At 56.9% G+C, this 26,393-nt stretch carries 16 protein-coding genes; 10 read left to right on the top strand and 6 right to left on the bottom strand.

Features of this window, described 5'->3' with window-relative positions; all coding sequences use genetic code 11:
* Window positions 1-18 precede the first annotated feature (18 nt).
* Complete coding sequence (locus tag Q666_RS57015; RefSeq protein WP_022998705.1) at window positions 19-495, bottom strand: hypothetical protein; 477 nt, start codon at window positions 493-495, stop codon at window positions 19-21.
* A 531-nt stretch (window positions 496-1,026) separates the two neighbouring features.
* Between Q666_RS57015 and Q666_RS57010 the strand changes: the two genes are divergently transcribed.
* On the top strand, window positions 1,027-2,916 hold the full coding sequence (locus Q666_RS57010) for a L,D-transpeptidase family protein (RefSeq protein WP_022998704.1): 1,890 nt from the start codon (window positions 1,027-1,029) through the stop codon (window positions 2,914-2,916).
* An 80-nt stretch (window positions 2,917-2,996) separates the two neighbouring features.
* Here the strand turns inward: Q666_RS57010 and Q666_RS57005 are convergent, their stop codons facing one another.
* Window positions 2,997-4,148 (bottom strand): zinc ABC transporter substrate-binding protein, encoded by a 1,152-nt coding sequence (locus Q666_RS57005; RefSeq protein WP_022998703.1) that lies wholly within the window; start codon window positions 4,146-4,148, stop codon window positions 2,997-2,999.
* A gap of 171 nt (window positions 4,149-4,319) precedes the next feature.
* On the opposite strand from Q666_RS57005, the gene Q666_RS57000 reads away from it, so the two are divergent.
* The 8 genes from Q666_RS57000 to paaZ all read left to right on the top strand — a co-directional run bounded on the left by Q666_RS57000 (window position 4,320) and on the right by paaZ (window position 11,666).
* Complete coding sequence (locus Q666_RS57000) at window positions 4,320-5,180, top strand: PaaX family transcriptional regulator C-terminal domain-containing protein (RefSeq protein WP_022998702.1); 861 nt, start codon at window positions 4,320-4,322, stop codon at window positions 5,178-5,180.
* A gap of 129 nt (window positions 5,181-5,309) precedes the next feature.
* Window positions 5,310-6,302, top strand: coding sequence for a 1,2-phenylacetyl-CoA epoxidase subunit PaaA (paaA, locus tag Q666_RS56995; protein WP_022998701.1), 993 nt, complete (start codon window positions 5,310-5,312; stop codon window positions 6,300-6,302).
* A gap of 5 nt (window positions 6,303-6,307) precedes the next feature.
* Entirely contained in the window at window positions 6,308-6,790 is a 483-nt protein-coding gene (locus Q666_RS56990; protein ID WP_022998700.1) for a DUF3291 domain-containing protein, read from the top strand.
* Between the two features lie 16 nt (window positions 6,791-6,806).
* On the top strand, window positions 6,807-7,091 hold the full coding sequence (paaB, locus tag Q666_RS56985) for a 1,2-phenylacetyl-CoA epoxidase subunit PaaB (protein ID WP_006933303.1): 285 nt from the start codon (window positions 6,807-6,809) through the stop codon (window positions 7,089-7,091).
* Window positions 7,091-7,867 (top strand): 1,2-phenylacetyl-CoA epoxidase subunit PaaC, encoded by a 777-nt coding sequence (gene paaC, locus Q666_RS56980; protein WP_022998699.1) that lies wholly within the window; start codon window positions 7,091-7,093, stop codon window positions 7,865-7,867. Before paaB ends, paaC begins: the two co-directional genes overlap by 1 nt.
* A gap of 4 nt (window positions 7,868-7,871) precedes the next feature.
* Entirely contained in the window at window positions 7,872-8,384 is a 513-nt protein-coding gene (gene paaD, locus Q666_RS56975) for a 1,2-phenylacetyl-CoA epoxidase subunit PaaD (protein WP_031268525.1), read from the top strand.
* 128 nt (window positions 8,385-8,512) lie between these two features.
* A complete protein-coding gene (gene paaE, locus Q666_RS56970) occupies window positions 8,513-9,586 on the top strand; it encodes a 1,2-phenylacetyl-CoA epoxidase subunit PaaE (protein WP_022998697.1) in 1,074 nt (357 codons plus the stop codon).
* A 31-nt stretch (window positions 9,587-9,617) separates the two neighbouring features.
* Window positions 9,618-11,666 carry a phenylacetic acid degradation bifunctional protein PaaZ gene (paaZ, locus tag Q666_RS56965; RefSeq protein ID WP_022998696.1) on the top strand — a complete coding sequence of 683 codons (2,049 nt, stop codon included), beginning with the start codon at window positions 9,618-9,620 and terminating at the stop codon, window positions 11,664-11,666.
* A 132-nt stretch (window positions 11,667-11,798) separates the two neighbouring features.
* Here paaZ and paaK read toward each other — a convergent pair whose 3' ends face one another.
* Genes paaK through paaG form a run of 3 tightly spaced genes read right to left on the bottom strand, consistent with a single transcriptional unit; the run spans window position 11,799 to window position 14,380 of the window.
* Window positions 11,799-13,109, bottom strand: coding sequence for a phenylacetate--CoA ligase PaaK (gene paaK, locus Q666_RS56960; RefSeq protein ID WP_031268523.1), 1,311 nt, complete (start codon window positions 13,107-13,109; stop codon window positions 11,799-11,801).
* Window positions 13,110-13,147: 38 nt separating this feature from the next.
* On the bottom strand, window positions 13,148-13,573 hold the full coding sequence (gene paaI / locus Q666_RS56955) for a hydroxyphenylacetyl-CoA thioesterase PaaI (RefSeq protein ID WP_022998694.1): 426 nt from the start codon (window positions 13,571-13,573) through the stop codon (window positions 13,148-13,150).
* Between the two features lie 12 nt (window positions 13,574-13,585).
* Complete coding sequence (paaG, locus tag Q666_RS56950; RefSeq protein ID WP_022998693.1) at window positions 13,586-14,380, bottom strand: 2-(1,2-epoxy-1,2-dihydrophenyl)acetyl-CoA isomerase PaaG; 795 nt, start codon at window positions 14,378-14,380, stop codon at window positions 13,586-13,588.
* Between the two features lie 292 nt (window positions 14,381-14,672).
* Here paaG and Q666_RS56945 point away from each other — a divergent pair, with 292 nt between their 5' ends.
* On the top strand, window positions 14,673-15,956 hold the full coding sequence (locus tag Q666_RS56945) for an HlyD family type I secretion periplasmic adaptor subunit (RefSeq protein WP_208993806.1): 1,284 nt from the start codon (window positions 14,673-14,675) through the stop codon (window positions 15,954-15,956).
* 112 nt (window positions 15,957-16,068) lie between these two features.
* Here the strand turns inward: Q666_RS56945 and Q666_RS66840 are convergent, their stop codons facing one another.
* A complete protein-coding gene (locus Q666_RS66840) occupies window positions 16,069-26,250 on the bottom strand; it encodes a cadherin domain-containing protein (protein ID WP_022998691.1) in 10,182 nt (3,393 codons plus the stop codon).
* Window positions 26,251-26,393: the final 143 nt, after the last annotated feature.

The raw sequence follows: 26,393 nt of genomic DNA, 5'->3' as shown, positions 1-26,393 counted from the left end.
CGCACCAGGGTATGTTGATCAACCGCCGACGTTTGGGTCGTAAGGCGTGTTCGGGTCATCAACGCCGTCGTAATATTCCTTCGCACTGCCGAGACCGCAGTGATAGACGGCTTCTTCTGCGCGTGTGTCGCCACCCGTAATCGGGGCGCCGTTGTGATGCGCGAATTCATGAATGATGGTGGCCAGCACCATCCACCTGCCCATTTTAAAGGCCCGGTCACCAACCGCGATTTCCCCGGAAGGAACGTGGATTTCCCCATGTAGCGGTGAAATGGTCGGTCCGTAATTCACCCAAATCGAGCTGTCGTTGATCATGTCCGACAAGCTTCGCCCCTTGGGCAGCGTCCGGAAATAGGCATTACATCCCGGGTTGTTCTTGACCATCTTGAAAAGCTTGTTTCTGGCCCATTTCAGCTTTGAATACTGGGAAGAGTTGAAACTTGTGTATTTCCAGATCGGTGACGAATGGTCACCAACATTGAATTGAAACGGCATTTGGCTCTCCGGTAATGTCTCACGTACTCGTGAAGCCGTAGATACGCCTTTGATGAAGAAGGTGGCGTGATGCCAATCACGCCAGGTTGTTTTTCCAAACAGCCGCAGTTCTGCCGTTTCTGGCACCGTGATGGTGGGCAGCTGTACTGTCAGCAACGAGGCAAAATCGTCACAGTCGACTGATTTCAAACCTGTGTAGGACGGCGCCCCTTAACCATCTGATGAACCCTGTTATAGTATCAAACGGTTTACGGGCGCAGTTTCCGGGAATCGGGTCGCGGGGCCCGGTTGCACGGTAACTGCGTTGCCATATCACGCTCGGATGTAGAACATCCTCGGCGGATATGCCGAACAGCCTTCGATCCTTGCAGGGAAGCAATAAAACCCTGGTGACTTGGGCAAGGCGTCAGGTTCGAAAAGATTTAAAAAAAGCGGGTTTAGACAATGCGAGCGAATGCAATGGCACTGAGCGAATGTACCGGGAAAAAACCGAAACGTTCTGTCCTGGGGACGTCCCTCAGGGCTGGCTTGATGGCGACGGTGCTTTTTTCCGGTTTTAACCTGGTCTCGGTTGAGCCTGCTTCCGCGCAGGGGTTGTTCCAGCGTCTGTTCAATCCGGAAGCGCATCGCCGACAGCAAGAGCGTGAGCGCCAACAGGATCTTAGCAAGAAGGTCGTTACCGCAAAGGTCTCTGCGCCGCGCTACCTCAATTACACGGCCGACAGCTGGAAGAAGGTTTCGCTGGCTGAATTGTCGGAGATCAAGTCCGCCGAGGTGAAGCCTGATGTCCAGCCCGTTGAAACGACGGATGCCCCGAGCACCGAAAGCGATAGCCTGCCACAGGCTCCGGTCGTTCTGACCGCATTCGACACGGCGCGTCCGGCATTGAAAGACATGTCGCTCACCGTCCTTCCGGAAGTGGGGGCTGCAGTCATTTCATTCTATCGTGAGCATCCCGATTTCGTCTGGGTGAAAGACGGTCAGCCGACAGAAAAGGCAATCGCGGTCCGTAGCAGTCTCGCTGATACAGGCAAATTTGCGCTGAACCCGGAAGACTATGTCGTCGATCTTCCCGTAACTGAAGGTCTTGAAGGTGAGGCACTCGATGCCGCTACGATGCGGTTCGAGATGGAGATGAGTGCAGCCGTTCTGACATATGTTCTGGATTCCAGGCGCGGCCGTGTCGATCCGAACCGGATATCCGAATACCACGATCTTCCGAGGCATGAAGTCGATCTCGTTGCAGCCCTGGAAGGCTTCAAGGCAGCGGCCAATGCCGAAACAGCAGTTGCCAAAGCGCAGCCTCAGAGTGAACATTTTCGCAAGCTGACCGAAGAGTTAGCCCGCCTGCGAGCAGAAGATGAAGACGCCGACCAGATCGTCATCGCGCCCGGCACATTCCTGAAGGCTGGCAAATCCAGCCCTGAAATGAAGAACATCGTCGCCGCGATCGCCAAGAACGGCTCGGAGGAACTCAAGTCGGCTCATGAAGAGACGCTGACTGCCTATGATGGCGCTGAACTTTATTCTCCGGAACTCGTTGAGCTGGTGAAGGCTTTCCAGAAGGAAGCCAAGCTCACGCCGGATGGTATCATCGGCAAGAACACCATCAACGCGATGGTCGGCGAAACCAACGCGGCGAAGATCGCCAAGGTCGAACTGGCCATGGAGCGCAGCCGCTGGCTTCCCGAAGAGCTCGGCGAACGCAAGGTTTTCATCAACCAGGCTGCCTTCACCGCGACCTATACCGCACCTGACGAAGCTCCATTGAGCATGCGGGTGGTTGTCGGCAAGAAGTCCAATCAGACCAACTTCTTCTACGACAAGATCGAAATCGTTGAATACAATCCCTATTGGGGCGTGCCGTATTCGATCATTGTCAATGAAATGCTGCCGAAACTGGCCAACGACCCGAGTTATCTCGACCGCGCCGGTTATGAAGTAACGACACCAAGCGGCCGGCAGGTTTCGTCTTCCGCAGTCGACTGGTACGCGGTTGCTTCCAAACAGCAATCGGTCAACGTCCGCCAGTATCCGGGCAGCTCGAACGCGCTTGGCGAAGTCAAGATCCTGTTCCCAAACAGGCATCACATCTACATGCACGATACGCCGTCAAAGAACCTCTTCAACAAGGATATGCGCGCATACAGCCATGGCTGCATCCGTCTGCAGGATCCGAAGGCCATGGCCGCTGCGGTTCTCGGCAAATCCAAGGATTACGTGAGCTCGCGTATTTCGGGCGGTCAGAACCAGCAAGAACAGGTGACCGGCGATATTCCGGTTTATGTGTCCTACTTTACGGCGTGGCCTGAACTGGACGGGACGGTTGCCTTCTATACCGACGTCTACGACAGGGACATGCATCTGTTGAAGGCCATCGAGAAAACCGAAGCAGAGCGGGAAAAAGTCAGAACGTCCTGATCTGGGATAGCAGAACAACAAAAGCCGCCGAAGGGGTGACCTCCGGCGGCTTTTTTGTTTGCCCTCGCGAAGAGGCAATATCAGGAGGCGCCGCCGAGGCATTCCTTCAGAGAACTTGAGAGCCCCTTCAGAAGTTGCGGATAAAGGTCCGGGCCATTTTCAAGATCGGTGCCCAGCGGGTCAAGCGTACCTGACCGAGCGCTGCTGCCTTCCAGAACAACCGAAACCAGCTTTGCGTCAAATTGCGGTTCCTGAAAAACGCAGCTTACGCCGAGGTCCCTGATCTTGCCCTGGATTTCCTGAATTCGGTCTGCACTCGCCAGAGCTTCCGGAGAAACGGTAACCGATCCACTGGCCTCGATTTCATAGTGATGTTCGAAATGATGATAGGCATCGTGGAAGACGATGAACTTTTTGTCTGCAAACGGAGCCAGTTCAGCGGAAATGTCCTGATCGAGTGACGCGATCCGCTTGGAAAACGCCGCTGCATTCTTTTTATAGATTTCGGCGTTGGCAGGATCCTGTTTCGCTAGGGTATCTGCCATGATTTTTGCGATCTCGATGCCGTTTTCCGGGTTCAGCCAGATATGCGGATCGACAGCCTCATGTGCCGCGTGCTGATGCTCTGCGTCGTGGTCGTGACCCGAGTGGTCATGGGCATCGGCGTGGCTGTCGTCGTCATCATGTTCGTGGCCGGCATGTTTATGTGCGCCCTCTTCGTGATCATGTTCGCCGCCAGCGTGGTCGTGGTCATCTTCTTCTTCTTCTGCATGATCATGCGCATGCTCTTCGCCACTGTGCCCATCGTCGTGATCGTGATCATGGGCGTCGAAGCTGGCACCTTCGCGAATGTCGAGTTGATGAATTCCAGACGCATCGATCAGTTCGACCGTTACAGCATTCTTGGCCATGGTTTCGATCGGCTTCTTGAGCGAGGGAGCCAGTTCTGGCCCAACCCAGAACACCACATCGGCTCCCTGTAGTAGAAATGCCTGCGACGGTTTCAGCGCATAGCCATGAGGAGAGGAGGCGCCGTCGACAAGAACATAAGGCGTCCCGACACCTTCCATAACGGCCGATGCGATGGAATGGATCGGTTTGATGGACGTGACGACACTGGGGGCGTCGGCGTGCGCATTCACTGTCAGGGTCACAAGTGCTGCTGCGGCGGGAGCCGTCAGATAAAGTGACCTGCAGGCGCTGTTCTTGATGGCGGAGAAGGTGAGGGGCATAGGTAGGCCTTCAGGATGATGTAATTTTATAACGTGTTATTTTATAACGTTCAAAAATCGGGTTTTCAAGTCCGCTTTCGCAGGAATGTTGTCGAGAGCATCCGTGAACATCTTGGTTTGCAGCCGCCGTACAGATAAGCTTTAGAAAAATGCTGACGGATCAGAAACTTCATGCACACCGGAACCGAAATACTTGCTGACAGTTTCCTGCGGCCCTTTCCGCCCAAGGCTGCGCAGCTGATCGTGACCATCTACGGCGACATCGTTGAACCGCGTGGCGGTGTGCTTTGGATGGGAGACCTGATCAGCCTTTGTGCCGGCTTCAGCGTTAATGAATCGCTTGTCAGGACAGCAGTGTCTCGCCTGGTTTCAAAAGGTCAGTTGAAAGGTGAGCGGGAAGGCAGGCGAAGCTTTTATGCCCTGACACCGGATGCCCGGGAAGAATATCACCTGGCTGCAGACTTGTTCTATGGCCCCGAGGATCCGGATTGTGGCTGGCTGTTGACCCGTTGTACGGAAGCCGCGGATCAGGCCGTTCTGATGCGGTTTGGGTTCGCGTCACTTGAGGGGAATGTCTACATCGGCGCCGACAGACCGGGACGCCCCATCCTTGGCACCGCGTTTCGCGCGTCGGCTTTGAACCTGAAATCAGGTGAACTGGAAAATATAGCTGCTTCCTCATTCGGACTGGAGCTGCTGGCTCGGGACTACACAGGCTTTGTCTCCCACTTCAAACCCATGCAGAACCTGATCGCAGATGGTGTTGCACCTGCCTCAGCATTGTTGTTCCGACTGGCATTGGTGCATGCCTATCGCGGCATTCGCCTGCGGGATCCCCGCCTGCCACGCTCGGTCCTGCCGGCAGACTGGGCCGGATATGAAGCGCGTTCGTTATTCGCCGCGCTCTACGCGAGCCTTTCTCCTGCAGCCGACAGTTACATCGGTCGGAACCTGTTGAATCAGGACGGTCCACTACCGGCCACACCGAATGCGGTGCAGGAACGTATGCGGTCACTTTCCATAACTGATTGAATTATAGGAAGTTTCGGCAATCATCTGAAACAGGCGACGAAACATCACAAAAATAATTAATTTCATGCTTTTTCTGTGATGTGTTGTGAGGTATCATTTTGGAAATTCAACATGACGAAAGGAGGCGTCATGTATGCCCAGATGGTAAAAACCGACTCGACCAAAGTTCTCTCTCTCGCGGAGATGACGGACGAGGAAAGAGCCTTTCAGGAACGCATTGATCGTGGTGAGAAAATCGAACCCACGGATTGGATGCCGGAAGGCTATCGCAAGACCCTGATCCGTCAGATCGGTCAGCATGCTCATTCGGAAATTGTCGGCCAGTTGCCGGAAGGCAATTGGATAACCCGTGCGCCTACACTCGAGCGCAAGGCGATCCTGCTCGCCAAGGTTCAGGATGAGGCAGGCCATGGCCTTTACCTCTACTGTGCGGCTGAAACCCTCGGCGTCAGCCGGGACGAGTTGATCGAGCTGCTCCATGCCGGCAAAATGAAATATTCCTCGATCTTCAATTACCCAACCCTGACGTGGGCCGATATCGGTGCTGTCGGATGGTTGGTGGATGGCGCGGCGATCATGAACCAGGTGCCGTTGCAGCGGACGTCCTTCGGGCCGTACTCGCGGGCGATGATCCGTATCTGCAAGGAAGAAAGCTTCCACCAGCGCCAAGGCTACGACATCATGATGAAGATGGCGAAGGGGTCGGAAGCGCAGCGCCGCATGGCGCAGGATGCCTTGAACAGGTTCTGGTATCCGTCGTTGATGATGTTCGGTCCGTCCGACAAGGACTCTGTCCATTCCGCCCAGTCGATGGCCTGGAAGATCAAGATCAACACCAACGACGAGCTGCGCCAGAAGTTTGTCGATCAGACCGTTCCCCAGGCTGAGTATCTCGGGCTGACAGTTCCTGACGAGAACCTCAGGTGGAACGAGGAAAAGGGCGGCTACGATTTTTCCGAACCGGACTGGAGCGAGTTTTTCGAAGTTCTCAAGGGCAACGGTCCTTGCAACCGGGAACGCATGGAAGCCCGGGTGACGGCCTGGGAAGATGGTGCCTGGGTGCGTGACGGGTTGATGGCGCATGCTGACAAGCGGGTCGCTGCCAGAACCGCGGCCGAGTAAGCGCCATGACCGAAACTCATCTGGCCGAATTGAATGTGGCTCGGCTCCGTTACGATATCAACGATCCGCGGATTGCCGATTTCGTCAACAATCTGAACCGGGTAAACGCCGCCGCCGAACGCAGCAACGGTTTTGTCTGGCGGTTGAAGGATGAGGCCGGCAACGCGGTTTCCATGACGCGCGAAAGCGACCCGTTGGTCATCCCGAACCTTTCGGTATGGACGGACGTCGGGTCTCTGGAAAACTTCGTGTTCAAGACCGTTCACAAACGCATCTACGACCGACGGGCGGAATGGTTTGAAGTGATGGAGCGCATGCATTTTGTCATGTGGCCGGTCGCCGCTGGCCATGTGCCAACGCTCGAAGAAGCCTGGCAGAAGCTCGACTATTTGAACGAGCACGGGTCAACGGATCTTGCCTTCGGCTGGGAGCATGTGAAAGACGCCAATCTGTGGCGGTCGGCACGATGCTCAAGTTCTGCAGCCTGACATTTCGGAGGAAATCATGAAAAAGGAATGGCCCCTCTGGGAGGTCTTTATTCGCGGCCAGCATGGTCTCAATCATCGCCATGTAGGATCACTGCATGCACCGGACGCTGAAATGGCAATCAAGAATGCGCGCGACGTCTATACGCGCCGCAAGGAAGGCGTTTCGATCTGGGTCGTGCCGTCGGCACAGATCACTGCTTCTGATCCGGGCGCGAAGGATGCCTTGTTCGAGCCGTCCATGGACAAGATCTATCGTCACCCAAGTTTTTACGACATTCCGGATGAAGTCGGAAAAATGTGATGACCAGAAAAGACGAACTAGTCGCACGCGACACTCTCTTCGAATGGTTACTGCGCAGAGGCGATACCGCGCTTGTTCTGGGGCACCGCGTTTCGGAATGGTGCGGGCATTCTCCTGTCCTGGAAGAGGATATAGCACTCGCCAATGTCGCTCTCGATCTAATCGGGCAGGCGCGCATGTGGCTGGGGCTTGCCGGTGAAGTCGAAGGTAAGGGACGCGGCGAAAATGAGTTGGCTTACCTTCGGGACGCCTGGGACTTTCGCAACTTCCTGCTGGCCGAGCAGCCAAATGGTGATTTTGGCCAGACGTTGATGAGACAGTTCCTGATCGATGCCTATCAGGTGCCGTTGCTCGAGGCCCTGAAAAGCTCGAAGGACGAGCGGATCGCTGCCATTGCAGCGAAGGCTGGCAAGGAGGTTGCCTACCATCTCGACAGATCCGCGGACCTCGTGATCCGTCTAGGAGATGGTACTGAAGAGAGCCATCGCCGCATGCAGCAGGCTCTTGATGCGTTGTGGTCCTACACTGGTGAAATGTTCGCCAGTGATGCCATCGACACCGCGATGGCGGAAGCTGGGCTTGCTCCAGATGCCGCCTCCCTGAAATCGGAATGGAAAGAAACAGTCGAAGCTGTTCTGGATGAGGCTACGCTTACCCTTCCGGAAAGCGACTTCGCTCATATGGGCGGCTTGACCGGTCGTCATTCGGAACACCTGGGGCACATGCTGGCAGAAATGCAGTTCCTGCAGCGGGCCTATCCCGGCGCAACCTGGTGATCCAATGCCAGTTTCCATGGACACGGTCTGGCAATGGCTTTCCGAGATCCCTGATCCGGAAATTCCGGTTCTGTCGCTGACGGACCTGGGCGTCATTCGTGATGTCTCCTGGCAAGACGAAACGCTTGTTGTAACCGTCACGCCGACCTACAGCGGCTGCCCGGCAACTGCGGTGATCAATCTGGACATTGAAACCAAGTTGCTGGAATGCGGCGTTACCAAGGTGCGTCTTGAGCAGCGGCTCAGCCCGCCTTGGACAACCGATTGGCTGACGCAGGAGGGCCGGGCGAAATTGCGTGCCTACGGCATTGCACCGCCGGTAGACGGAACCCGTTCGGACAGTTCGGCAGCCGGAAGGCTCGCGCGGCTGACAGGTCAGGGGAGCTTTCAGGTCGCCTGTCCTCGCTGTGGTTCGGAAAACACGGAAAAGGTCAGCCAGTTTGGCTCCACGCCCTGCAAGGCGGCTTATCGCTGCCGGTCGTGCCTGGAGCCATTCGATTACTTCAAGTGCCACTGAGAGGGCACTTCAATTAGTTGGGACGCACGGGAAGGTGAAATGCTTCCATTGGCCGTCCTGAGTTATTTGAGCATCCGTTTTTGCCGATATCGGCAGGGTGCAGCAGATCATGTTTCGGGAGGACATGCATGTCGCGGTTTCATGCGCTGACAGTGACTGACGTAACGCCGGATACAAGAGATTCCGTCGTTGTGACCCTTCGGCCGCAGTCGGAGGAACAGGATCTGTTCCGTTTCGAGCAGGGGCAATATCTGACCTTCCGGCGTGATTTCGACGGACACGAGGTGCGCCGTTGCTACTCAATCTGTGCCGGGACCGAAGACGGTGCACTGAAGGTCGGGATCAAGCGCGTCGACGGAGGGGCTTTTTCCTGCTGGGCGCATGAAAGCATGCGGCCGGGAGACATGGTCGAGGCCATGCCGCCACTCGGCAGCTTCAACGCCCCGATCGAACCGGATCTCGCGCGTTTTTATGTCGGTTTCGCAGGTGGGTCTGGCATCACGCCGATCCTGTCGATCCTGAAGACAGTACTGGCCCGCGAGCCGAATTCTCAATTCACACTGGTCTATGCCAACCGGCAGATATCCTCGATCATGTTCCGAGAGGAACTGGAGGACCTGAAAAACCGGTATCTCGGTCGCCTGCAGGTGATCCACATCCTCAAAAGCGATGCGCAGGACACCGAGCTGTTTTCCGGCCGCGTCGATGAGCAGAAGCTGAACGATCTCTTCGATACGCTGATCGATCCTCAGGACATTGATATTGCTTTTCTTTGCGGACCTCACGGCATGATGGAAACCGTTCGTGGCAGCCTGGAAACGCGTGGTGTCGCGGCGGACAAGATACGGCAGGAACTGTTCAAGTCCGACCAGCCGGGACGCTTGCCGGCACGGCTGCGGCCGGAGGTCATCGATGGTTCAGCGAAGGAGGCCGATCTTCGGTTGACCATCGACGGCACCACGCGGGAAATCCACATGGAACCGGGCGAGACCATTCTGGAAGCAGCGCATCGTCACAACATCGATGCACCATATTCCTGCTGTGCAGGCGTGTGTTCCACATGCCGCGGCAAGGTGCTGGAAGGTGAGGTCGAAATGGCGGCCAATCATGCTCTGGAAGACGACGAAATTCGGGATGGCTACGTACTGACATGCCAGTCGCGGCCGCTGAGCAAACGCCTCGTCGTGACTTACGACGCCTGAGACCATTCCGTTTCAAGAACTGGAATTCGATATGACCGTTCATCCGCAAAAAGTCCGCGTTTTGGAAAGCTATCTCGCTGGCAGCTGGAGGCAAGGCAAGTCCGAGGGAAAGCCGCTGCTTGACGCCGCAACCGGTGCGCCTGTCGCCGCCATTGACGCATCCGGTCTGGATCTTGCCGAGGCACTTGCCTGGGGGCGTGACACCGGTGGCAAGGCCTTGCGCAAGATGACCTACCACGAGCGCGCCTTGATGCTGAAAACCCTGGCGCAGGCGCTGACCGAGCAAAAGGAAATCTTCTACCAGGAGAGTTTCGCGACCGGGGCAACGCGCAAGGACAGCTGGATCGATATTGAAGGCGGCATTGGAACCATGTTCGCCTATTCCTCCAAGGCCCGTCGCGAGATGCCGAACACCCGGGTGTTCGTCGAAGGTGCGGTGGAGCCGCTGTCGCGGGACAATAGTTTTTCAGGGCAGCATGTGCTGACACCACTGCGCGGTATTGCCGTTCATATCAACGCCTTCAACTTCCCCTGCTGGGGAATGCTGGAAAAGATCGCACCCGCCCTGATCGCGGGCGTACCCTGCCTGGTCAAGCCTGCCAGCCAGACTGCTTATCTGACCGAGCTGATGGTTCGCCACATACTGGCGACCGGCATTCTTCCTGAAGGCTCGCTTCAGCTTCTTTGCGGGTCGGCGGGAGATCTGATCGACCATGTCACGGGACAGGATGTTGTTACCTTCACCGGATCCGCCGCCACCGGGCAAATGCTGCGTCGGAACCCGGCAATCGTGCAGAATTCCGTTCGCTTCTCCATGGAGGCCGACAGCCTCAATGCTGCGGTTCTGGGCCCGGATGTCAGCCCCGAAGATCCCGAATTTGACCTCTTCATCAAGGAAGTTGCCCGGGAAATGACCGTGAAGGCAGGGCAGAAGTGCACTGCGATCCGACGGGTCATCGTGCCGCGTAAATTGTCCGATGCGGTCGCAGATGCGCTCGGCAAGAGGCTTGGGAAGGCCGTGATCGGAGATCCGCGAGACGAAGCGGTGTCGATGGGGCCACTCGCTTCAGCCGGTCAGCGTGAGGAAGTGCTTGCGCGGGTAAGTGATCTGAAGGTGGAAGCAGAGATCGTCTCCGATCTTGCGGGCTCAAGCCCCGCAACCGGCGCGTTCGCGGCTCCTGTACTTTTGCATTGCGCCAACCCGATGAGCGCAGAAGCGGTTCACTCGGTCGAAGCGTTCGGACCGGTTGCGACATTGATGCCCTACGACGAGCTGGAGGAAGCGGTCGAACTCACCCACAAGGGCAAGGGCTCTCTTGTTGTCTCGCTGTTCACAAACGACCCCTTGGTTGCCGAGGAAGCCGTTCTCGGCATGGCGCCTTTCCATGGACGCGTCATGATCGGCAATCGGAAGAGTGCAAAGTCTTCAACCGGACATGGTTCTCCCTTGCCCATGCTTGTGCACGGCGGACCGGGCCGGGCAGGTGGCGGCGAAGAACTTGGCGGCCTTCGCTCGGTCAAGCATTACATGCAACGGACGGCGGTCCAGGGAACGCCCGCCTTGCTGGGCGCAGTGACCGGCCGCTGGATTTCCGGTGCACCAGGTCAGGAAGACAGCCGGCACCCGTTCCGCAAGTCATTGGCCGACCTCAAGATCGGCGATCAGCTGAACACCGGGGCACGGGAAGTTTCCCTGGAAGATATCGAGCATTTTGCCAAGTTCACCGGCGACACCTTCTATGCGCATATGGATGAAGCCGCCGCGAAACGGAACCCGTTCTTCGAAGGCCGCGTGGCACATGGCTATCTGATTGTTTCCTTCGCCGCCGGTCTGTTCGTCGATCCTGATGAAGGTCCGGTGCTGGCGAATTACGGCGTTGATAATCTGCGTTTCATGACGCCGGTGAACGCAGGTGATGCACTCAAGGTTCAGTTGACCGCCAAGGAGATTTCGCCGCGTATTTCAGCAGACTATGGCGAAGTGCGGTGGGATTGTCTTGTGACCAACCAGAATGATGAAGCTGTTGCCCAGTACGACGTTCTGACATTGGTCGCCAAGGAATGGCCGATGTCTGCGTAAGCCGACCACATATCCAAATGAAAAAGGCCACCTGATCAGGTGGCCTTTTTCTTTGGCGAAAGGTCTGGAAAGGACCGGCTGACTTTGATGTCTTGGAGAAACGTCCTCCGGACGCCTGGCCTGCGTGTTCCCTTATTCCTTGGGTCTGTTGTCGACGACCCGCTTTGCCTTGCCGGCGGAACGTTCCACTTTGCCGGGCTCGGCAACATCGATCCTTGCGGATACGCCGACCACGCTCTTGATGTGATGCGAGAGTTCCTTCGCCGATGCCTGACGTGCGTCACTTGTTGCTGCTGTCGGCAGGGCTTCGACGTGCACTGTCATGACGTCCAGGCGGTCGGATCGGGAAAGCTCTATCTGGAAATGCGGCGACAGGCCTTCGCATTTCAGGATCTGTTCTTCGATCTGGGTCGGGAATACGTTAACGCCGCGCAGAATGATCATGTCGTCAGATCGACCGGTGATCTTTTCCATTCGCCGCATGGACCGGGCCGTGCCGGGCAGGAGCCTGGTCAGGTCGCGCGTGCGGTAGCGGACCATTGGCAGGCCTTCCTTGGTAAGCGTGGTGAAGACCAGCTCTCCAATTTCGCCGTCCCGCAGAACGTCGCCGGTCACCGGATCAATGATTTCCGGGTAGAAGTGGTCTTCCCAGATATGGAGACCGTCCTTCGTCTCAACGCATTCGTTGGCAACGCCCGGTCCAAGCACTTCCGACAAGCCGTAGATGTCGACGGCATGCATGTCGAACGCGTCTTCGATTTCCTTGCGCATTGCGTTGGTCCAGGGTTCGGCGCCGAAGATCCCCGTCGCAAGCGACGTTTCCCGAGGATCGATGCCTTGCCGCCGGAATTCATCCAGAATGGACAGCAGGTAGGACGGCGTCACCATGATGATGCGCGGTTTGAAGTCCTGGATAAGTGTCACCTGGCGTTCCGTCATGCCACCGGAGACCGGTACAACCGTGCAGCCTAGTTTTTCTGCGCCGTAATGGGCGCCCAGTCCGCCGGTGAAGAGACCGTAGCCATAAGCAACATGGATGATGTCACCCGATCGGCCGCCAGAGGCTCGAATGGAGCGGGCGACGAGACCGGCCCACATGTCGATATCGTTGGCTGTGTAGCCAACCACCGTCGGTTTGCCGGTCGTGCCCGAGGAGGCGTGTACGCGTACGATCTTGTCGCGCGGGACAGCGAACAAACCGAACGGATAATTGTCCCGGAGATCGCTCTTGGTCGTAAACGGAAATTTCGACAGGTCCGAGAGGGTCTTCAGGTCGGAAGGGTGTACGCCTTTCTCGTCGAAGCGTTGTTTGAAAAGCGGAACGTTTTCATACGAATGGGTGAGGGACCATTGCAGTCTCTTCAGCTGCAGGGCCGACAATTCGTCCCGGCTGGCTGTTTCAATAGGCTCAAGATCTCCCGGTCGCGGAGCCAGATTTTCCATATTTTCCTCCCTTGAGCAGCCCGCCGGGCCGCTCGCCGTCATTCCGGCAAGATTGTACCTTTGGTCGTTCTGGAATTGCCGCGGAATTCGGCAATGACAGTGCCATTCTGGTTGGCCACCGTCACGTCGTAGAGGCCGGATCGGCCGGTACGCGATTTCTCGCTGGCCGTAGCCGTCAAGCGGTCTCCGAGATGGGCCGGTGCCAGAAACGTGATGTCGCAATGCTGGGCAACCGTAACCTGGTTGTATGTGTTGCAGGCAAAAGCGAAGGCACTGTCGGCGAGCGTGAAGATATAGCCGCCGTGGCAAATGCCGTGGCCGTTGGTCATGGCCTTCGTAACCGTCATCGCCATCGTCGAATGTCCAGCACGTACATCTTCAAGTTTCATGTCCAGGTGCTGTGTCGCCGTATCCTGCGACCACATGCGATCGGCGCAGGCGCGCGCAAATTCATCCGGTGTCATTCTGTGCCTCATTCAAGCGCCGGTAAATCGGGCGGACCGCTTTTCAAGGAAAGCGGTGACGCCCTCCCGATAATCATTCGTTCGTCCCGCCTGGCGTTGGCTATCGCGCTCGGCGTCCAGTTGCCGATCGAGCGACTGGTCTGCTGCCGATTGTATCAGTTCCTTGGTAAGCGCAAGGCCGGTGGTTGCCCCCGCGGCCAGCTGCGTTGCCAGCGTCCCGGCCTCCGTCATGAGGTCCGTGTCCGGAACTGCCTTCCAGATGAGGCCCCAGGAGGCCGCTGTCTCTGCCCCCAACGGTTCGCCCGTCATGGCGAGTGCCTTCGCACGGGCTTCTCCAATCAGGCGTGGCAGCAACCATGTGCCGCCCGAATCGGGAACCAGGCCGATCTTGGAGAAAGCCTGGATGAAACGGGCAGACTGGGCGGCGAGGACGATATCGCAGGCAAGCGCTACATTGGCGCCTGCACCCGCGGCAACGCCGTTGACCGCACAGATGACAGGCTTTCTGAGAGCCCTGATTTGCCGAACCAGGGGATTGTAAAGTGTCTCGAGTGTTACGCCGAGATCAGGTGCCTCGCCACCTCCGCGCATGTCGCGATCGGAAAGGTCCTGACCAGCGCAGAAAGCGCGGCCGGCCCCGGTCAGCAGCACAGCCCTGATTGAGCTGTCTTCCGTTGCTGTGGTCAAATGCTTGCGAAGCGCATGATGCATGGCTTCGTTGAAGGCATTGAGCCGGTCCGGTCTGTTGAGTGTTAGAAAAAGACAGCCATCCCGCTGTTCAGCGAGCACAGTATCACGGTCTGTCATGCGCCCCTCCCAAAGCATCACACCTTTTGCATGAAAATCGATAATGTTGTGACATTAATGCACGACGAACCGTTCTGGTCAAAGGCAGAATGCAGTTTTCCGGTACGCCAAATCACTTTGGTCGGTTCGCCACTGGCAACACGTCCGGTTTTCAACTCTTGTGAGAAAAGGCGCTTAAAATATGGTCAGCCCGATTCAGCTGATATTTACTTTAATCGTCAATAGTTAGCCCAGTTTCGGCCAGCGCTAGGGCAACATGTTTATCCGTAAAACCACCGCTGACAATTTTTCGTTGGACATTCCTCTGGAACTTGAGGAAGGCCCACCGCCAGTCGCGTACCGGCGCGTTTTGCAGGTTTTGTCGCTGACTGCGGCGGCTTTTCTGGCGTGGGCGGCAATCGGACAGGTGCGTGAAGTCGCCAGTGCGACAGGGGAAATTGTCCCGGCAGGCAAGGTGCAGACTGTCGGACACCTGGAAGGTGGCATCGTTGCAGAAGTGTTGGTTCAGGAGGGCCAACTGGTTGAAATAGGCACCCCCATCGTTCGGTTGCAGGAAACCGCGGCGTCGAGTGATCTCGAGAAGGTCCAGACCCGCTTGAAGTTTCTGGCGACCGAAGAGCAGCGGCTCGGAAATCCGGGTCTTGGCAGTGCCGCCAATGGCCTGAGACTAGGCGCCGATGCAGGCTTCAGCGAAGCGCAACAGGCTGCCTATGACGCTCAACGCCTGGCACTGGAAAAAGAACAGCAGGCCTTGAAGGCGAGGGTGAGCGAAAAGCAGGCGGAGCTAGGCAGTATCCTTGAACGGATAGCCCTGCAGGAAACCCAGATCGAGATCCAGCAGGAACAGTACAAGATCCAGGAAAACCTCTTCGAACAGGGTTACACATCCAAGCGGCGCTTTCTGGAAGCCAAGTCGTCTCTTCAGAATGCCCAGAGCCTTTTGAGCGAACTGAACGGTATGAGCGGCAGCGTTCGAGCACAGTTGACGGAGGCAACCGCCAGCCTGGAACGTTCGATTGCCGTGGCCGAAGAGGAACAGGCCGTTGAGCGCAGCCGGGTTGCGCAGGAGCGCAGTGAGCTGACTTTCGAAGCCGATAAACAGAAAGACCGGTACGACCGACTGTTCGTGCGAGCTCCGGTCAGCGGGCACATCAAGGCGCTTTATCTCAAAGGTCCGGGCAGTGTACTGGCGCCTGGCGATGTGGTTGCCGAAATTGTGCCGAGCGATAGCGATCTTGTTGCCGAGGTTCGTGTTTCACCGCGCGATATAGGCCATGTGGATGTCGGTGACGAAGCAGAAATCGCCGTTACGACCTTCGACCCGAATATCGAAGGTACCTTGAAGGGGGAAGTTTCCGTCATCTCGGCGTCAAGTTTTCGGGACGAATACGGCAACTACTATTTCAAGGCCATGATCCCGCTGAAAACCAACACGATCGGGCAGGGTGCGCGCGCTGAAACAATCTCGCCAGGCATGGTCGTTGACGCAAAGATCGTCACAGGGTCCAAGTCCGTGCTTCAGTACATGTTGAAGCCGGTCACCCGCGCAATCGGAGATCCGCTCAGCGAACGTTGAGCCGGGTTCTGTCCAGATCCCATTTTCCGAATTCTGTCGCTGGCAGATAAATGAAAAGCCCCGCCGTTTCCGGCGGGGCTTTTCGTCAGTTACCGCTGTCCGGTGACATCAGCTACCAGCGGATTTCCTCAACATCGTTGAAGTTGACACGGCTGCCGTCTGCAAAGTCGATGTAGCCATCGGCATCCTGGGAAAGGTCGAGCCTGCCGCCTTCAAGGTCTGTTGTCTCGATCGAGCCGTTGGTGATCGTCACTGTCCAGTCCGTACCGTATTCGCCGGCGGCAGTGATCCCTGGACCACCACCCAGATCGATAACGTCGGTCCAACCGGCCCCCATGCCTGCGTTGATGGTGTCACTGCCGTCGCCCAGGCCGTACATGAACAGGTCGGAACCGTCACCACCGCTCAGGTTGTCGTTGCCAAGACCACCGATGATCACATCATCTCCAGCGCCACCGCTGATGTTGTCGTGCCCGTCGCCACCGAAGATAAGGTCGCGGCCGTCACCTGCCGAAATGTTGTCGTTACCGGTGCCGCCTTCGATCCTGTCGTTGTTTGAACCGCCTTCGATAACGTCATCACCACCGGCGCCGTCAAGGTGGTACGTATAGTCGTAGCCTGCACCGCTGCCGGTATTGCTTTCGTCAGTATCGTTGTAGGTGACATCATATTCGCCGGTGACGGCAATCGAGAAGGATTCACTCGACTGGGATCCATCCGCGGAAGTGGCGGTGATCGTCAGATCGATCGAATTTTCAATCTCGCTGTCGAAGAACGCATGGTCTGCAATCGTGACATTGCCGTCGGCATCGATCTCGAAGCGGTCGTCACTCAGAGTGTAGGTAACTGCATCGCCGTTCGGGTCGTCGGCAAAGGCGGTGATCCCAACCTGTGTGCCGGCACCATCCAGTTCGTGGATTGTGTTGGCGGACGCGTTGGTATCGGTCACATCACTAATTGGGCGATCGATCAGATGTTCCGATTGGATTTCTCCGTCGGCAAACCTGAAGTTCTCGACGTTGGACACCGTATCGATACCGTCAGGAGCGCCGGAGCGAAGATCGGAAATCGTGTAGCTGCCATCTTCGTTCTGGACGATGTTGTAGTCTTCCCAGTTACCGGAATAGATGGCGGTATCCGCGCCCTTGCCGCCGTCGATGGTATCGTTGCCGGAGCCGCCTTCCAGCATGTCCGCGCCGTCACCGCCAATCAGTGTATCGTTGCCCGCACCGCCTTCGAGCGTGTCGCCCGGAACCTGGTATTCGGAGTCAAGCCTGTTGGCGTACATGCTAGCGTCGTTGATGGTCAGCGTATCAAGTGAAATTCCAACGATAGGTTTGCTGGAAAGCAGGTCGGAATCCGCATTCGACATGTATTCCGGAGCCAGATAGACATCACCATTGTCGAGCTGAATGACGACCGCCGAGATGGTTCCGGTGGTTCCGTCCGTGAACGTGACGGTCGCATCGAAGGTCTGCAGGGAATCGAGAGCATAGTTCGTGCCGCCGATTGTCAGGGTCTCTGCCGTGCCGTTGAAATCGTTGTCCGCCAGTACCCCGTCACCATTGGTGTCGTTTGCGGTTGCTCTCACCGTCTGCGTGTAGAGGGGGGTACCTGCATCGCCATAAGATCCCAGCAGGCTGGAGGCATTCTCGCTGACGCCGTTGTTCTCATCCGTATCGACATCCGCCATGGTTCCCAGGTGGATGAGAGAGTAGGTGGCGCCAACCGTATTGGTTCCACCGTTTGTTGGGGCAGCGCCGTCGCCGGCAATCAACGTGTCATCGCCATCGCCGCCCTGAAGCATGTCGGAACCCGCTCCACCGGACAGCGTATCGTTGCCTGAGCCACCAATCAGCGTGTCATCACCTGCGCCACCATAAAGGTTGCCACCGTCGTCATGGGCCGTGATCGTGTCGTTGCCAGACCCGCCGCTGATCGATGTTTCAGACACACCGGTGTCAGTGAAGGTGGCGCCGCCGTCTGCAAGCTGCAGGTCTTCTGCCACATCCATGACATCCAGCGTGAAGGATTCCTGCGATGTCGATCCGTCTGTGGAAGTTGCCGTAACGGTGATCGTGATTTCCGTCTCGGTTTCGTAATTGAAACTCGCACCGCTCGCGACGGTAACCACACCGTTTTCGTCAACCGTGAAACGGTCGTCATCGACAGTATAGGTCACACTGTCTGAGGTGTTCGCGTCGTCGGCAAAGGCTGTTACGCCAACAGTGCTGCCAGCGCCTGCGTTCTCAGCGATGCTGTTGGAAGTACCGTCCGTATCCGAAACCGCAGAAATATCTTTCGCGACAAGATCGCCTGCAAGAATGTCGCCATCCGCGAAGCGGAAGTTCTCAACTCCGACGACAGTGTCGGTTCCGTCCGGCGAGCCGGAGCGGTTGTCGACTACCGTGTAGGTGCCGTTCGCGTTTTCGGTAACGGTATAGTCGGAACGGTTACCGGAATAGATTGCGGTGTCTGTACCGCTTCCGCCGTCGATATAGTCGTTGCCGGCCCCACCTTCGAGCGTGTCGTTTCCGGCACCGCCGTACAGCTTGTCGCTGCCTGAGCCGCCCAGAAGGGTGTCGTCGTCATTTTCGCCGGACAGGCTATCGTTGCCTGCGCCACCGATCAGTGTGTCATTCCCGCTGCCGCCAAAGATGGTGTCGTTACCTTCGCCGCCATCCAGGTAGTTGTCACCGGTGTTCGGCTGGGTGCCACGCTCATCATCGATGAAATCGTCGCCCGCACCGCCGTAAACGACGTCATTGCCTTCGCCGAACAAGATGGTGTCATTGCCAGCGCCGCCATAGATCGTGTCGTCGCCCGCACCGCTGTAGATGGTGCTGCCGTCGTCATGAGCGGTAATCGTGTCGGCACTGTCGTTGCCAGTGATGGATGTTTCGGCGACGCCGGTGTCGGTGAAGGTCGTTTGACCTTCGGCCATCTGATAGGCTTCAGCGACGTCGGCAACCGAAAGAGCAAAGGTTTCCTGAGACGTGGAGCCGTCAGAAGAGGTCGCGGTCACCGTCAGGTTGATGGTCGGTTCGCTCTCGTAGTCAAACGTTGCTCCGGCGGCTACCGTTACCAGGCCATCGTCGCCAACTGTGAACCGGTTATCGGACACCGTATAGGTTACCGTGTCGGTCACATCACTGTCCGTTGCCTGAACAGTAATACCGACTGTGGTGCCTTCTCCGGCATTTTCCGCGAAGCCATTGGCCGTCGCATCGATGTCGGTCACCGCAGATACGGCAACTTCATTGACGTCGGAAACGGCGATCGTGAAGGTTTCTTCCGAAGTTGAGCCATCGGTTGAAGTTGCCGTCACGATGATGTCGATTGACCCTTCGGTTTCCGCATCAAAGCTCGCACCTTCCGCTACCCGAACCACGCCGTTTTCGTCCACGGTGAAGCGGCTGTCGTTGACAGCATAGGAAACCGTATCCGAGACATCGGCATCGCTTGCCGACGCCGTGATACCAACCTGTGTGCCTGCGGTCGCATCTTCTGCGATTGTGTTTGCCGAGATGTCTGCGTCAGTCACGCTGGAAACGTCGAATTCGTCGACATCAGACACCGCTACGGTAAAGGTTTCCGTTGAAGTCGAGCCGTCAGAAGACGTCGCGGTCACGGTAACGTTGATGGACCCTTCGGTCTCTGCGTCGAAGCTGGCACCATCTGCAACACGAACGACACCGTTTTCATCGATTGTGAAGCGCGTGTCATCAACGGCGTAAGAAACCGTGTCAGAGGCATCTGCATCTGTTGCCAGGGCTGTGATGCCAACCTGAGTGCCGGCAGTTGCTGCTTCCGATATCGTGTTATCAGAGGTGTCCGTATCGGTGACGTTTGAAACGGCGCCCTCGTTGACGTCGGAAACGGCAATCGAGAAGGTCTCCTGCGACGTGGAACCGTCAGAGGAGGTGGCAGTCACGACAATGTCGATGGATCCTTCGGTTTCTGCATCGAAGCTGGCGCCATCGGCAACACGGACGACACCATTCGCATCGACAGTAAAGCGGCTGTCATCGACGGAATAGCTCACAGACGCGGTGATATCCGCGTCACTCGCGTGTGCTGTAATGCCAACCTGTGTCCCGGCAGATGCGTCTTCGGAAATCGTGTTTGTCGCGGCGTCGGTGTCGGAAACGGCTGAGACGTCGTATTCGTTGACGTCGGACACGGCAATCGTGAATGTTTCTTCGGAAGCCGAGCCATCGGAAGACGTGGCGGTTACAACGATGTCGATGGAACCTTCGGTTTCCGCGTCGAAGCTGGCCCCATCCGCAACCCGGACAACGCCGTTTTCGTCCACAACAAAGCGATCGTCATTTACGGTGTAGGACACAGTATCAGACGTGTTTCCATCTTCAGCGAACGCGGTAACGCCGACAGCCGTTCCAGCAGTAGCGTCTTCCGCAACCGTGTTTGCACTGCTGTCCTTGTCGGACACGGCAGAAATATCCTGCGCGATCAAATCGCCCGAAAGAACATCGCCATCGGCAAACCGGAAGTTTTCAACGTTCACGACCGTGTCGGTACCATCGGGAGAACCTGGACGATTGTCCGTAACGGTGAAGATGCCTTCGTTCTCGGTAATGGTGTAGTCGGCGAAATTGCCGCTGTAGACCGCTGTGTCAGTACCTAGCCCGCCGTCAATCATATCGTCGCCGGCACCGCCCGTCAGCGTGTCGTCCCCCGGGATTACCGCGGCCGCACTGACGAAATCGGAGGTGAACAGGTCTACTGACGTTCCGCCCGGAGGCGTTACAGTTGCATCGAGAACCTCTTGTCCCTGGTTCTCCCAGACCTTGACGACAATGGTGTAGATCTCACCCGGTTCCAGATCAACGTCCGCCCAGCGGGTGGTCGCTGATTGGTGGTAATCGTTGTCGAGATAGTCGGTCTGCGTACCGTTCTGGTTGGTAAACGTCAGTCGGTTGCCATATGCATCGAAGATCTCGATGGTGGATCCATCGTCCGAGCGGGTGGAGAAACGATAGGTGCCGCCATCTGTGGCGGTGAAGTTGGACGTCAGAATGACACCAAAATCTTCAGGGTTATCAGTCGACCCGCGTGCACCCTGGACAACGGTGTCCAGGTCGAACGCATCCGTCGTTCCTTCGTCGATCAGCGTGCCTGAGGAAATGTCGACAGTCTGGCCGGCATCGCCGCTGAAGTTGTGGTCATAAACCTGGTAGTGCCAGGTGCCGGACACAGGTGCATTTTCACCATAGATCGTGTCATTTCCGGCGCCACCTTCGATCGTGTCGTCACCCGCACCACCTGCAAGAGTATCGGCAGCACTGTTTCCGGAAATCGTGTCGTTGCCATCTGCGCCATCGACGTTGCCACCGTCGGCGTGTGCCACAATGGTATCGTCACCGGAGCCGCCGGTGATGCTGGTTTCAGCGACAGAAACGTCGGTGAAGGTCTGGCCGCCGTCTTCGAGCTGATAGTCTTCAGCAACGTCGGTTACTGAAACCGAGAATGCATCCGAAGACGTGGAGCCGTCGGAAGACGTCGCGGTCACCGTCAGAGTGATGTTGGGTTCGCTTTCAAAGTCGAAAGAAGCACCATCTGCAACGCGGACAACACCGTTTTCGTCCACCGTGAAACGGTTATCGTCTACCGAGTAGGAAACCGTGTCAGTGATGTCGCTGTCGGTCGCAAGAACCGTGATGCCAACCTGCGTTCCGGCAGCGGCATCTTCGGTAATCGAATTTGCCGTTGCGTCCGTATCAGTTACGGGAGTGATGGCACTTTCATTGATATCGGAAACAGCGATTGTGAAGGTCTCTTTAGAGCTCGATCCATCGCTTGAGGTCGCCGTCACGATAATGGCGATGGAACCTTCGGTTTCTGCATCGAAGCTCGCCCCCTCAGCCACACGTACGACACCGTTGTCATCAACAGTGAAGCGCGTATCGTTCACCAAGTACGAGACAGTATCTGTGACGTCCTTGTCTTCGGCAAATGCTGTCACACCAACCTGGGTACCTGCCACAGCATCTTCCGCAACGGTGTTGGCAGAAGTGTCGGCATCGGTAACAGCTGAAATGTCAAACTCATCAACATCAGACACCGCGATGGTGAAGGTCTCTTCCGAGGTCGAACCGTCGGAGGAGGTCGCCGTGACGGTGATATCGATGGACCCTTCGGTTTCGGCATCGAAGCTTGCGCCGTCAGCAACCCGAACCACGCCGTTCTCATCGATAGTGAATCGTGCGTCGTCGACGGAGTAGGAGACAGTGTCGGTGGCGTCTTCATCTGTTGCCAGGGCCGTCACGCCGACCTGGGTGCCTGCGCTTGCATCTTCTGCAATTGTGTTGTCGGAAGAATCCGTGTCGGTGACAGCGGAGACTGCGCTTTCGTTAACGTCTGAAACGGAAATCGTGAAGGTCTCTTCCGAAGTCGAACCGTCAGTCGAAGTCGCCGTGACGATGATATCGATGGAGCCCTCGGTTTCGGCGTCGAAGCTCGCGCCATCTGCAACCCGAACCACACCGTTTTCGTCCACCGTGAAACGGGCATCGTTGACGGTGTAGGAGACCGTGTCGGTGATGTCCTTGTCCTCGGCGAATGCGGTGACACCAACCTGTGTGCCAGCGACAGCATCTTCTGCAATGGAATTGGCAGATGCGTCTGTGTCGGTCACGGCGGTGACGTCATACTCATCAACGTCAGAAACGGAGATCGTGAAGGTCTCTTCCGAGGTCGAGCCGTCGGTGGAGGTCGCCGTCACGATGATATCGATGGACCCTTCGGTTTCCGCGTCGAAGCTTGCACCGTCGGCAACTCGAACCACTCCGTTTTCGTCGATGGTAAAGCGGCTGTCGTTGACAGCATAAGAGACGGTATCGGTGGCGTCTGAATCAGTTGCCAGGGCAGTCACGCCGACCTGCGTGCCCGTGCTTGCATCTTCCGCGATGGTGTTGTCGGAAGAATCCGTATCGGTAACAGCGGACACGGCGCTTTCGTTGACGTCGGAAACCGCAATCGTGAAGGTCTCTTCCGAGGTCGAGCCGTCGGTCGAGGTCGCCGTCACGATGATATCGATGGACCCTTCGGTTTCGGCATCGAAGGTTGCACCGTCAGCAACCCGAACCACGCCGTTCTCATCAACAGTGAACCGGCCATCATCGACGGAGTAGGAGACGGTGTCTGTGGCGTCTGCATCCGTCGCCAGTGCAGTCACGCCAACCTGGGTGCCCGCGCTTGCATCTTCGGCGATGGTGTTGTCGGAAGAATCCGTATCGGTGACTGCGGATACTGCACTTTCGTTGACGTCGGAAATCGCAATCGTGAAGGTCTCTTCCGAGGTCGAACCGTCAGTCGAACTCGCCGTTACGATGATGTTGATGGACCCTTCGGTTTCGGCATCGAAGCTCGCGCCATCGGCAACCCGAACCACGCCGTGTTCGTCCACCGTGAAACGGGCGTCGTTGACGGTGTAGGAGACCGTGTCGGAGATGTCCTTGTCTTCGGCGAATGCGGTGACACCAACCTGTGTACCTGCGACAGCATCTTCTGCAATCGTATTGGCAGATGCGTCTGTGTCGGTGACAGCCGTGACGTCATATTCATCAACGTCTGAAACGGAGATCGTGAAGGTCTCTTCCGAAGTTGATCCATCGGTGGAGGTCGCCGTCACGATGATATCGATGGAGCCTTCGGTTTCGGCATCGAAGCTCGCACCATCCGCAACCCGAACCACACCATTGTCGTCAACGGTGAAACGGGTGTCGTTGATCGAATAAGAAACCGTGTCGGTGGCGTCTGCATCAGTTGCCAGGGCAGTCACGCCAACCTGCGTACCAGCGCTCGCATCTTCGGCGATGGTGTTGGTTGAGGAATCCGTGTCGGTGACAGCGGAAACGGCGCTTTCGTTGACGTCGGAAACCGCAATCGTGAAGGTTTCTTCTGAAGTTGAACCATCGGTCGAGGTCGCCGTCACAATGATGTCGATGGACCCTTCGGTTTCGGCATCGAAGCTTGCGCCGTCTGCAACCCGAACCACGCCGGTTTCGTCAACGGTGAAACGGGCGTCGTTCACGGAATAGGAGACGGTGTCCGTTACATCTTTGTCTTCGGCAAATGCAGTGACGCCCACCTGCGTACCAGCCGCAGCATCTTCCGCGATGGTGTTGGCGGAAGTGTCTGTGTCGGTCACTGCGGTGATGTCATACTCATCAACGTCTGAAACGGAGACCGTGAAGGTCTCTTCCGAAGTTGATCCATCGGTAGAGGTTGCGGTCACGGTGATGTCGATGGACCCTTCGGTCTCCGCGTCGAAGCTCGCGCCGTCGGCAACCCGAACGACACCGGTCTCATCAACCGTGAAGCGGGCATCATCAACCGAATAAGAAACCGTGTCGGTGATGTCCTGGTCTTCGGCGAATGCAGTGACGCCCACCTGCGTGCCAGCTGCAGCATCTTCTGCAATTGTATTGGCAGATGTATCTGTGTCGGTTACGGCGGTGACATCATATTCATCGACGTCGGACACCGATATCGTAAAGGTCTCTTCCGAGGTCGAACCGTCGGTAGAGGTCGCCGTGACAGTGATGTCAATGGAACCTTCGGTTTCGGCATCGAAGCTAGCACCGTCAGCAACCCGAACCACGCCGTTCTCATCGATAGTGAAACGTGTGTCGTCGACGGAGTAGGAGACAGTGTCTGTGGCATCTGCATCAGTCGCCAGTGCAGTTACGCCAACCTGGGTGCCCGCGCTCGCATCTTCCGCGATGGTGTTGGCCGAAGAATCCGTATCGGTAACAGCGGTGACGTCATACTCATCGACGTCAGATACCGCGATCGTGAATGTCTCTTCCGAGGTCGAACCGTCGGTCGAGGTTGCTGTAACGATGATATCGATGGAACCTTCGGTTTCGGCATCGAAGCTCGCGCCATCCGCAACTCGAACGACGCCATTCTCATCAACCGTGAAACGGGGATCATCGACGGTGTAGGAGACGGTGTCCGTTACATCTTTGTCTTCGGCGAATGCAGTGACGCCCACCTGCGTACCAGCCGCAGCATCTTCCGCGATGGTGTTGGCGGAAGTGTCTGTGTCCTGAATTGCAGACGTAGCGTATTCGTTTTCGTCTTCGACCTTCAATGTGAAGCTTTGCGTGGACTGCGAGCCGTCGGTGGAGGTGGCGGTCACAGTGAAGGAGACAGTCGCTTCGGTTTCAGCGTCAAACACGGCGTCTTCGGCAATGCTGACCACACCCTGGTCATCGATGACGAAGCGCGGGTCGTCTATGGAGTAGGAGACACTGTCGCTCACGTCCCGGTCGGTCGCCACAACAGTGATGCCAGCCTGACTGCCGCCGTCTACACCTTCGGAAATTGTGTTCGCAACAGCGCCGACCGTGCTGATCGGGCTGACGTCGTATTCGTTCACGTCACGGATATTGATCGTGAAGGTTTCTGTTTGCGTCGCTCCGTCGGATCCGGTGGCAAGCACGATGATCTGGTGACTTCCAGCCGTTTCGGCATCGAGCGAACCTGCTACCGTAACGATGCCCGTCTCGGGATCAATGGAGAACAGACCACCCGCATCGTCCAGGAGGCTGTAGGTTACGCTGGCCCCTTCTGAGGCGGTTGCGCTTGCCCGAATGCCGGTTGCAGATCCGACTGCTGAATTTTCGTCAACGGCGTTTTCAGTTGCATCGATATCGGTGACCGCAGACAAATCGGAAGCGACGATGCCCGCAGCAAGGTCGTCGTTGCCGTCATCGAAACCTGCGCCTGACTGCACCTGGCCATTCTGGCTACTGAAGGTGCCGTCGCCCGGGTTGGTTACAGAGCCATTCGAATAGGTCTGGTTCGATCCATCATCCAGAGCAGAAGCTATGCTTGCGGACGTGCCGCCGCCCAACGGCAAATCGTCGCTGTTCGACCCTGAAAAGTCCTGTGTGCCAGTCGAATTGTCGGAAGATTGCTCAGTGTATGCATTGACTGCATCGCTGTCTTCAAGCGCAGAAAGCTCCGTGCCATCATCCTCAAACCCGATACCTTGCGCGCCGGACGATGGGTCTTCCTGTTCGACGTAGCGTTGTTCTTCCTCGTCGCTTCCAAGGTGCAGGTTGGCGTTGACCTGTTCCATGGATTCGCCCATGTCCTGGTCGAGATGATAGTCGTGCGCCTTTTCGAGATGCTCATCTCGATTATCGAGAAGCCCCGAATGCAGGATGCTATCGGAATTCAGGGTCGTCCTGGTTTCCGTAGTATTACCCTCTGGCGAGGTGTTTTCCTGGGTGTCTCGATTCTGAGTGTCGCTTGCCATTTCGGTCGCACGTCCGCACAATTTCCGATAATGCCAATGAACGTCGGCGTCCTTAACAAAGCGCAAAATTCCTCTTGGAATCTGAAGTTTAGTTCTAATAAAATTCGGGAAACACGGCGTAGGGTAAACGCTTTTTAAACCCG

It is taken from the genome of Labrenzia sp. C1B70 (genome assembly GCF_000475395.1).
In the GTDB taxonomy this organism is placed as follows: domain Bacteria; phylum Pseudomonadota; class Alphaproteobacteria; order Rhizobiales; family Stappiaceae; genus Roseibium; species Roseibium algicola.
This window is presented reverse-complemented; position numbering and strand designations above follow the sequence as displayed.

Bases quoted from the DNA above. Each gene is read 5' to 3' on its own strand.
- Q666_RS57015 (WP_022998705.1), bottom strand. From the start codon at position 495: ATGCCGTTTCAATTCAATGTTGGTGACCATTCGTCACCGATCTGGAAA.
- Q666_RS57010 (WP_022998704.1), top strand. From the start codon at position 1,027: ATGGCGACGGTGCTTTTTTCCGGTTTTAACCTGGTCTCGGTTGAGCCT.
- Q666_RS57005 (WP_022998703.1), bottom strand. From the start codon at position 4,148: ATGCCCCTCACCTTCTCCGCCATCAAGAACAGCGCCTGCAGGTCACTT.
- Q666_RS57000 (WP_022998702.1), top strand. From the start codon at position 4,320: ATGCACACCGGAACCGAAATACTTGCTGACAGTTTCCTGCGGCCCTTT.
- paaA (WP_022998701.1), top strand. From the start codon at position 5,310: ATGTATGCCCAGATGGTAAAAACCGACTCGACCAAAGTTCTCTCTCTC.
- Q666_RS56990 (WP_022998700.1), top strand. From the start codon at position 6,308: ATGACCGAAACTCATCTGGCCGAATTGAATGTGGCTCGGCTCCGTTAC.
- paaB (WP_006933303.1), top strand. From the start codon at position 6,807: ATGAAAAAGGAATGGCCCCTCTGGGAGGTCTTTATTCGCGGCCAGCAT.
- paaC (WP_022998699.1), top strand. From the start codon at position 7,091: ATGACCAGAAAAGACGAACTAGTCGCACGCGACACTCTCTTCGAATGG.
- paaD (WP_031268525.1), top strand. From the start codon at position 7,872: ATGCCAGTTTCCATGGACACGGTCTGGCAATGGCTTTCCGAGATCCCT.
- paaE (WP_022998697.1), top strand. From the start codon at position 8,513: ATGTCGCGGTTTCATGCGCTGACAGTGACTGACGTAACGCCGGATACA.
- paaZ (WP_022998696.1), top strand. From the start codon at position 9,618: ATGACCGTTCATCCGCAAAAAGTCCGCGTTTTGGAAAGCTATCTCGCT.
- paaK (WP_031268523.1), bottom strand. From the start codon at position 13,109: ATGGAAAATCTGGCTCCGCGACCGGGAGATCTTGAGCCTATTGAAACA.
- paaI (WP_022998694.1), bottom strand. From the start codon at position 13,573: ATGACACCGGATGAATTTGCGCGCGCCTGCGCCGATCGCATGTGGTCG.
- paaG (WP_022998693.1), bottom strand. From the start codon at position 14,380: ATGACAGACCGTGATACTGTGCTCGCTGAACAGCGGGATGGCTGTCTT.
- Q666_RS66840 (WP_022998691.1), bottom strand. From the start codon at position 26,250: ATGGCAAGCGACACTCAGAATCGAGACACCCAGGAAAACACCTCGCCA.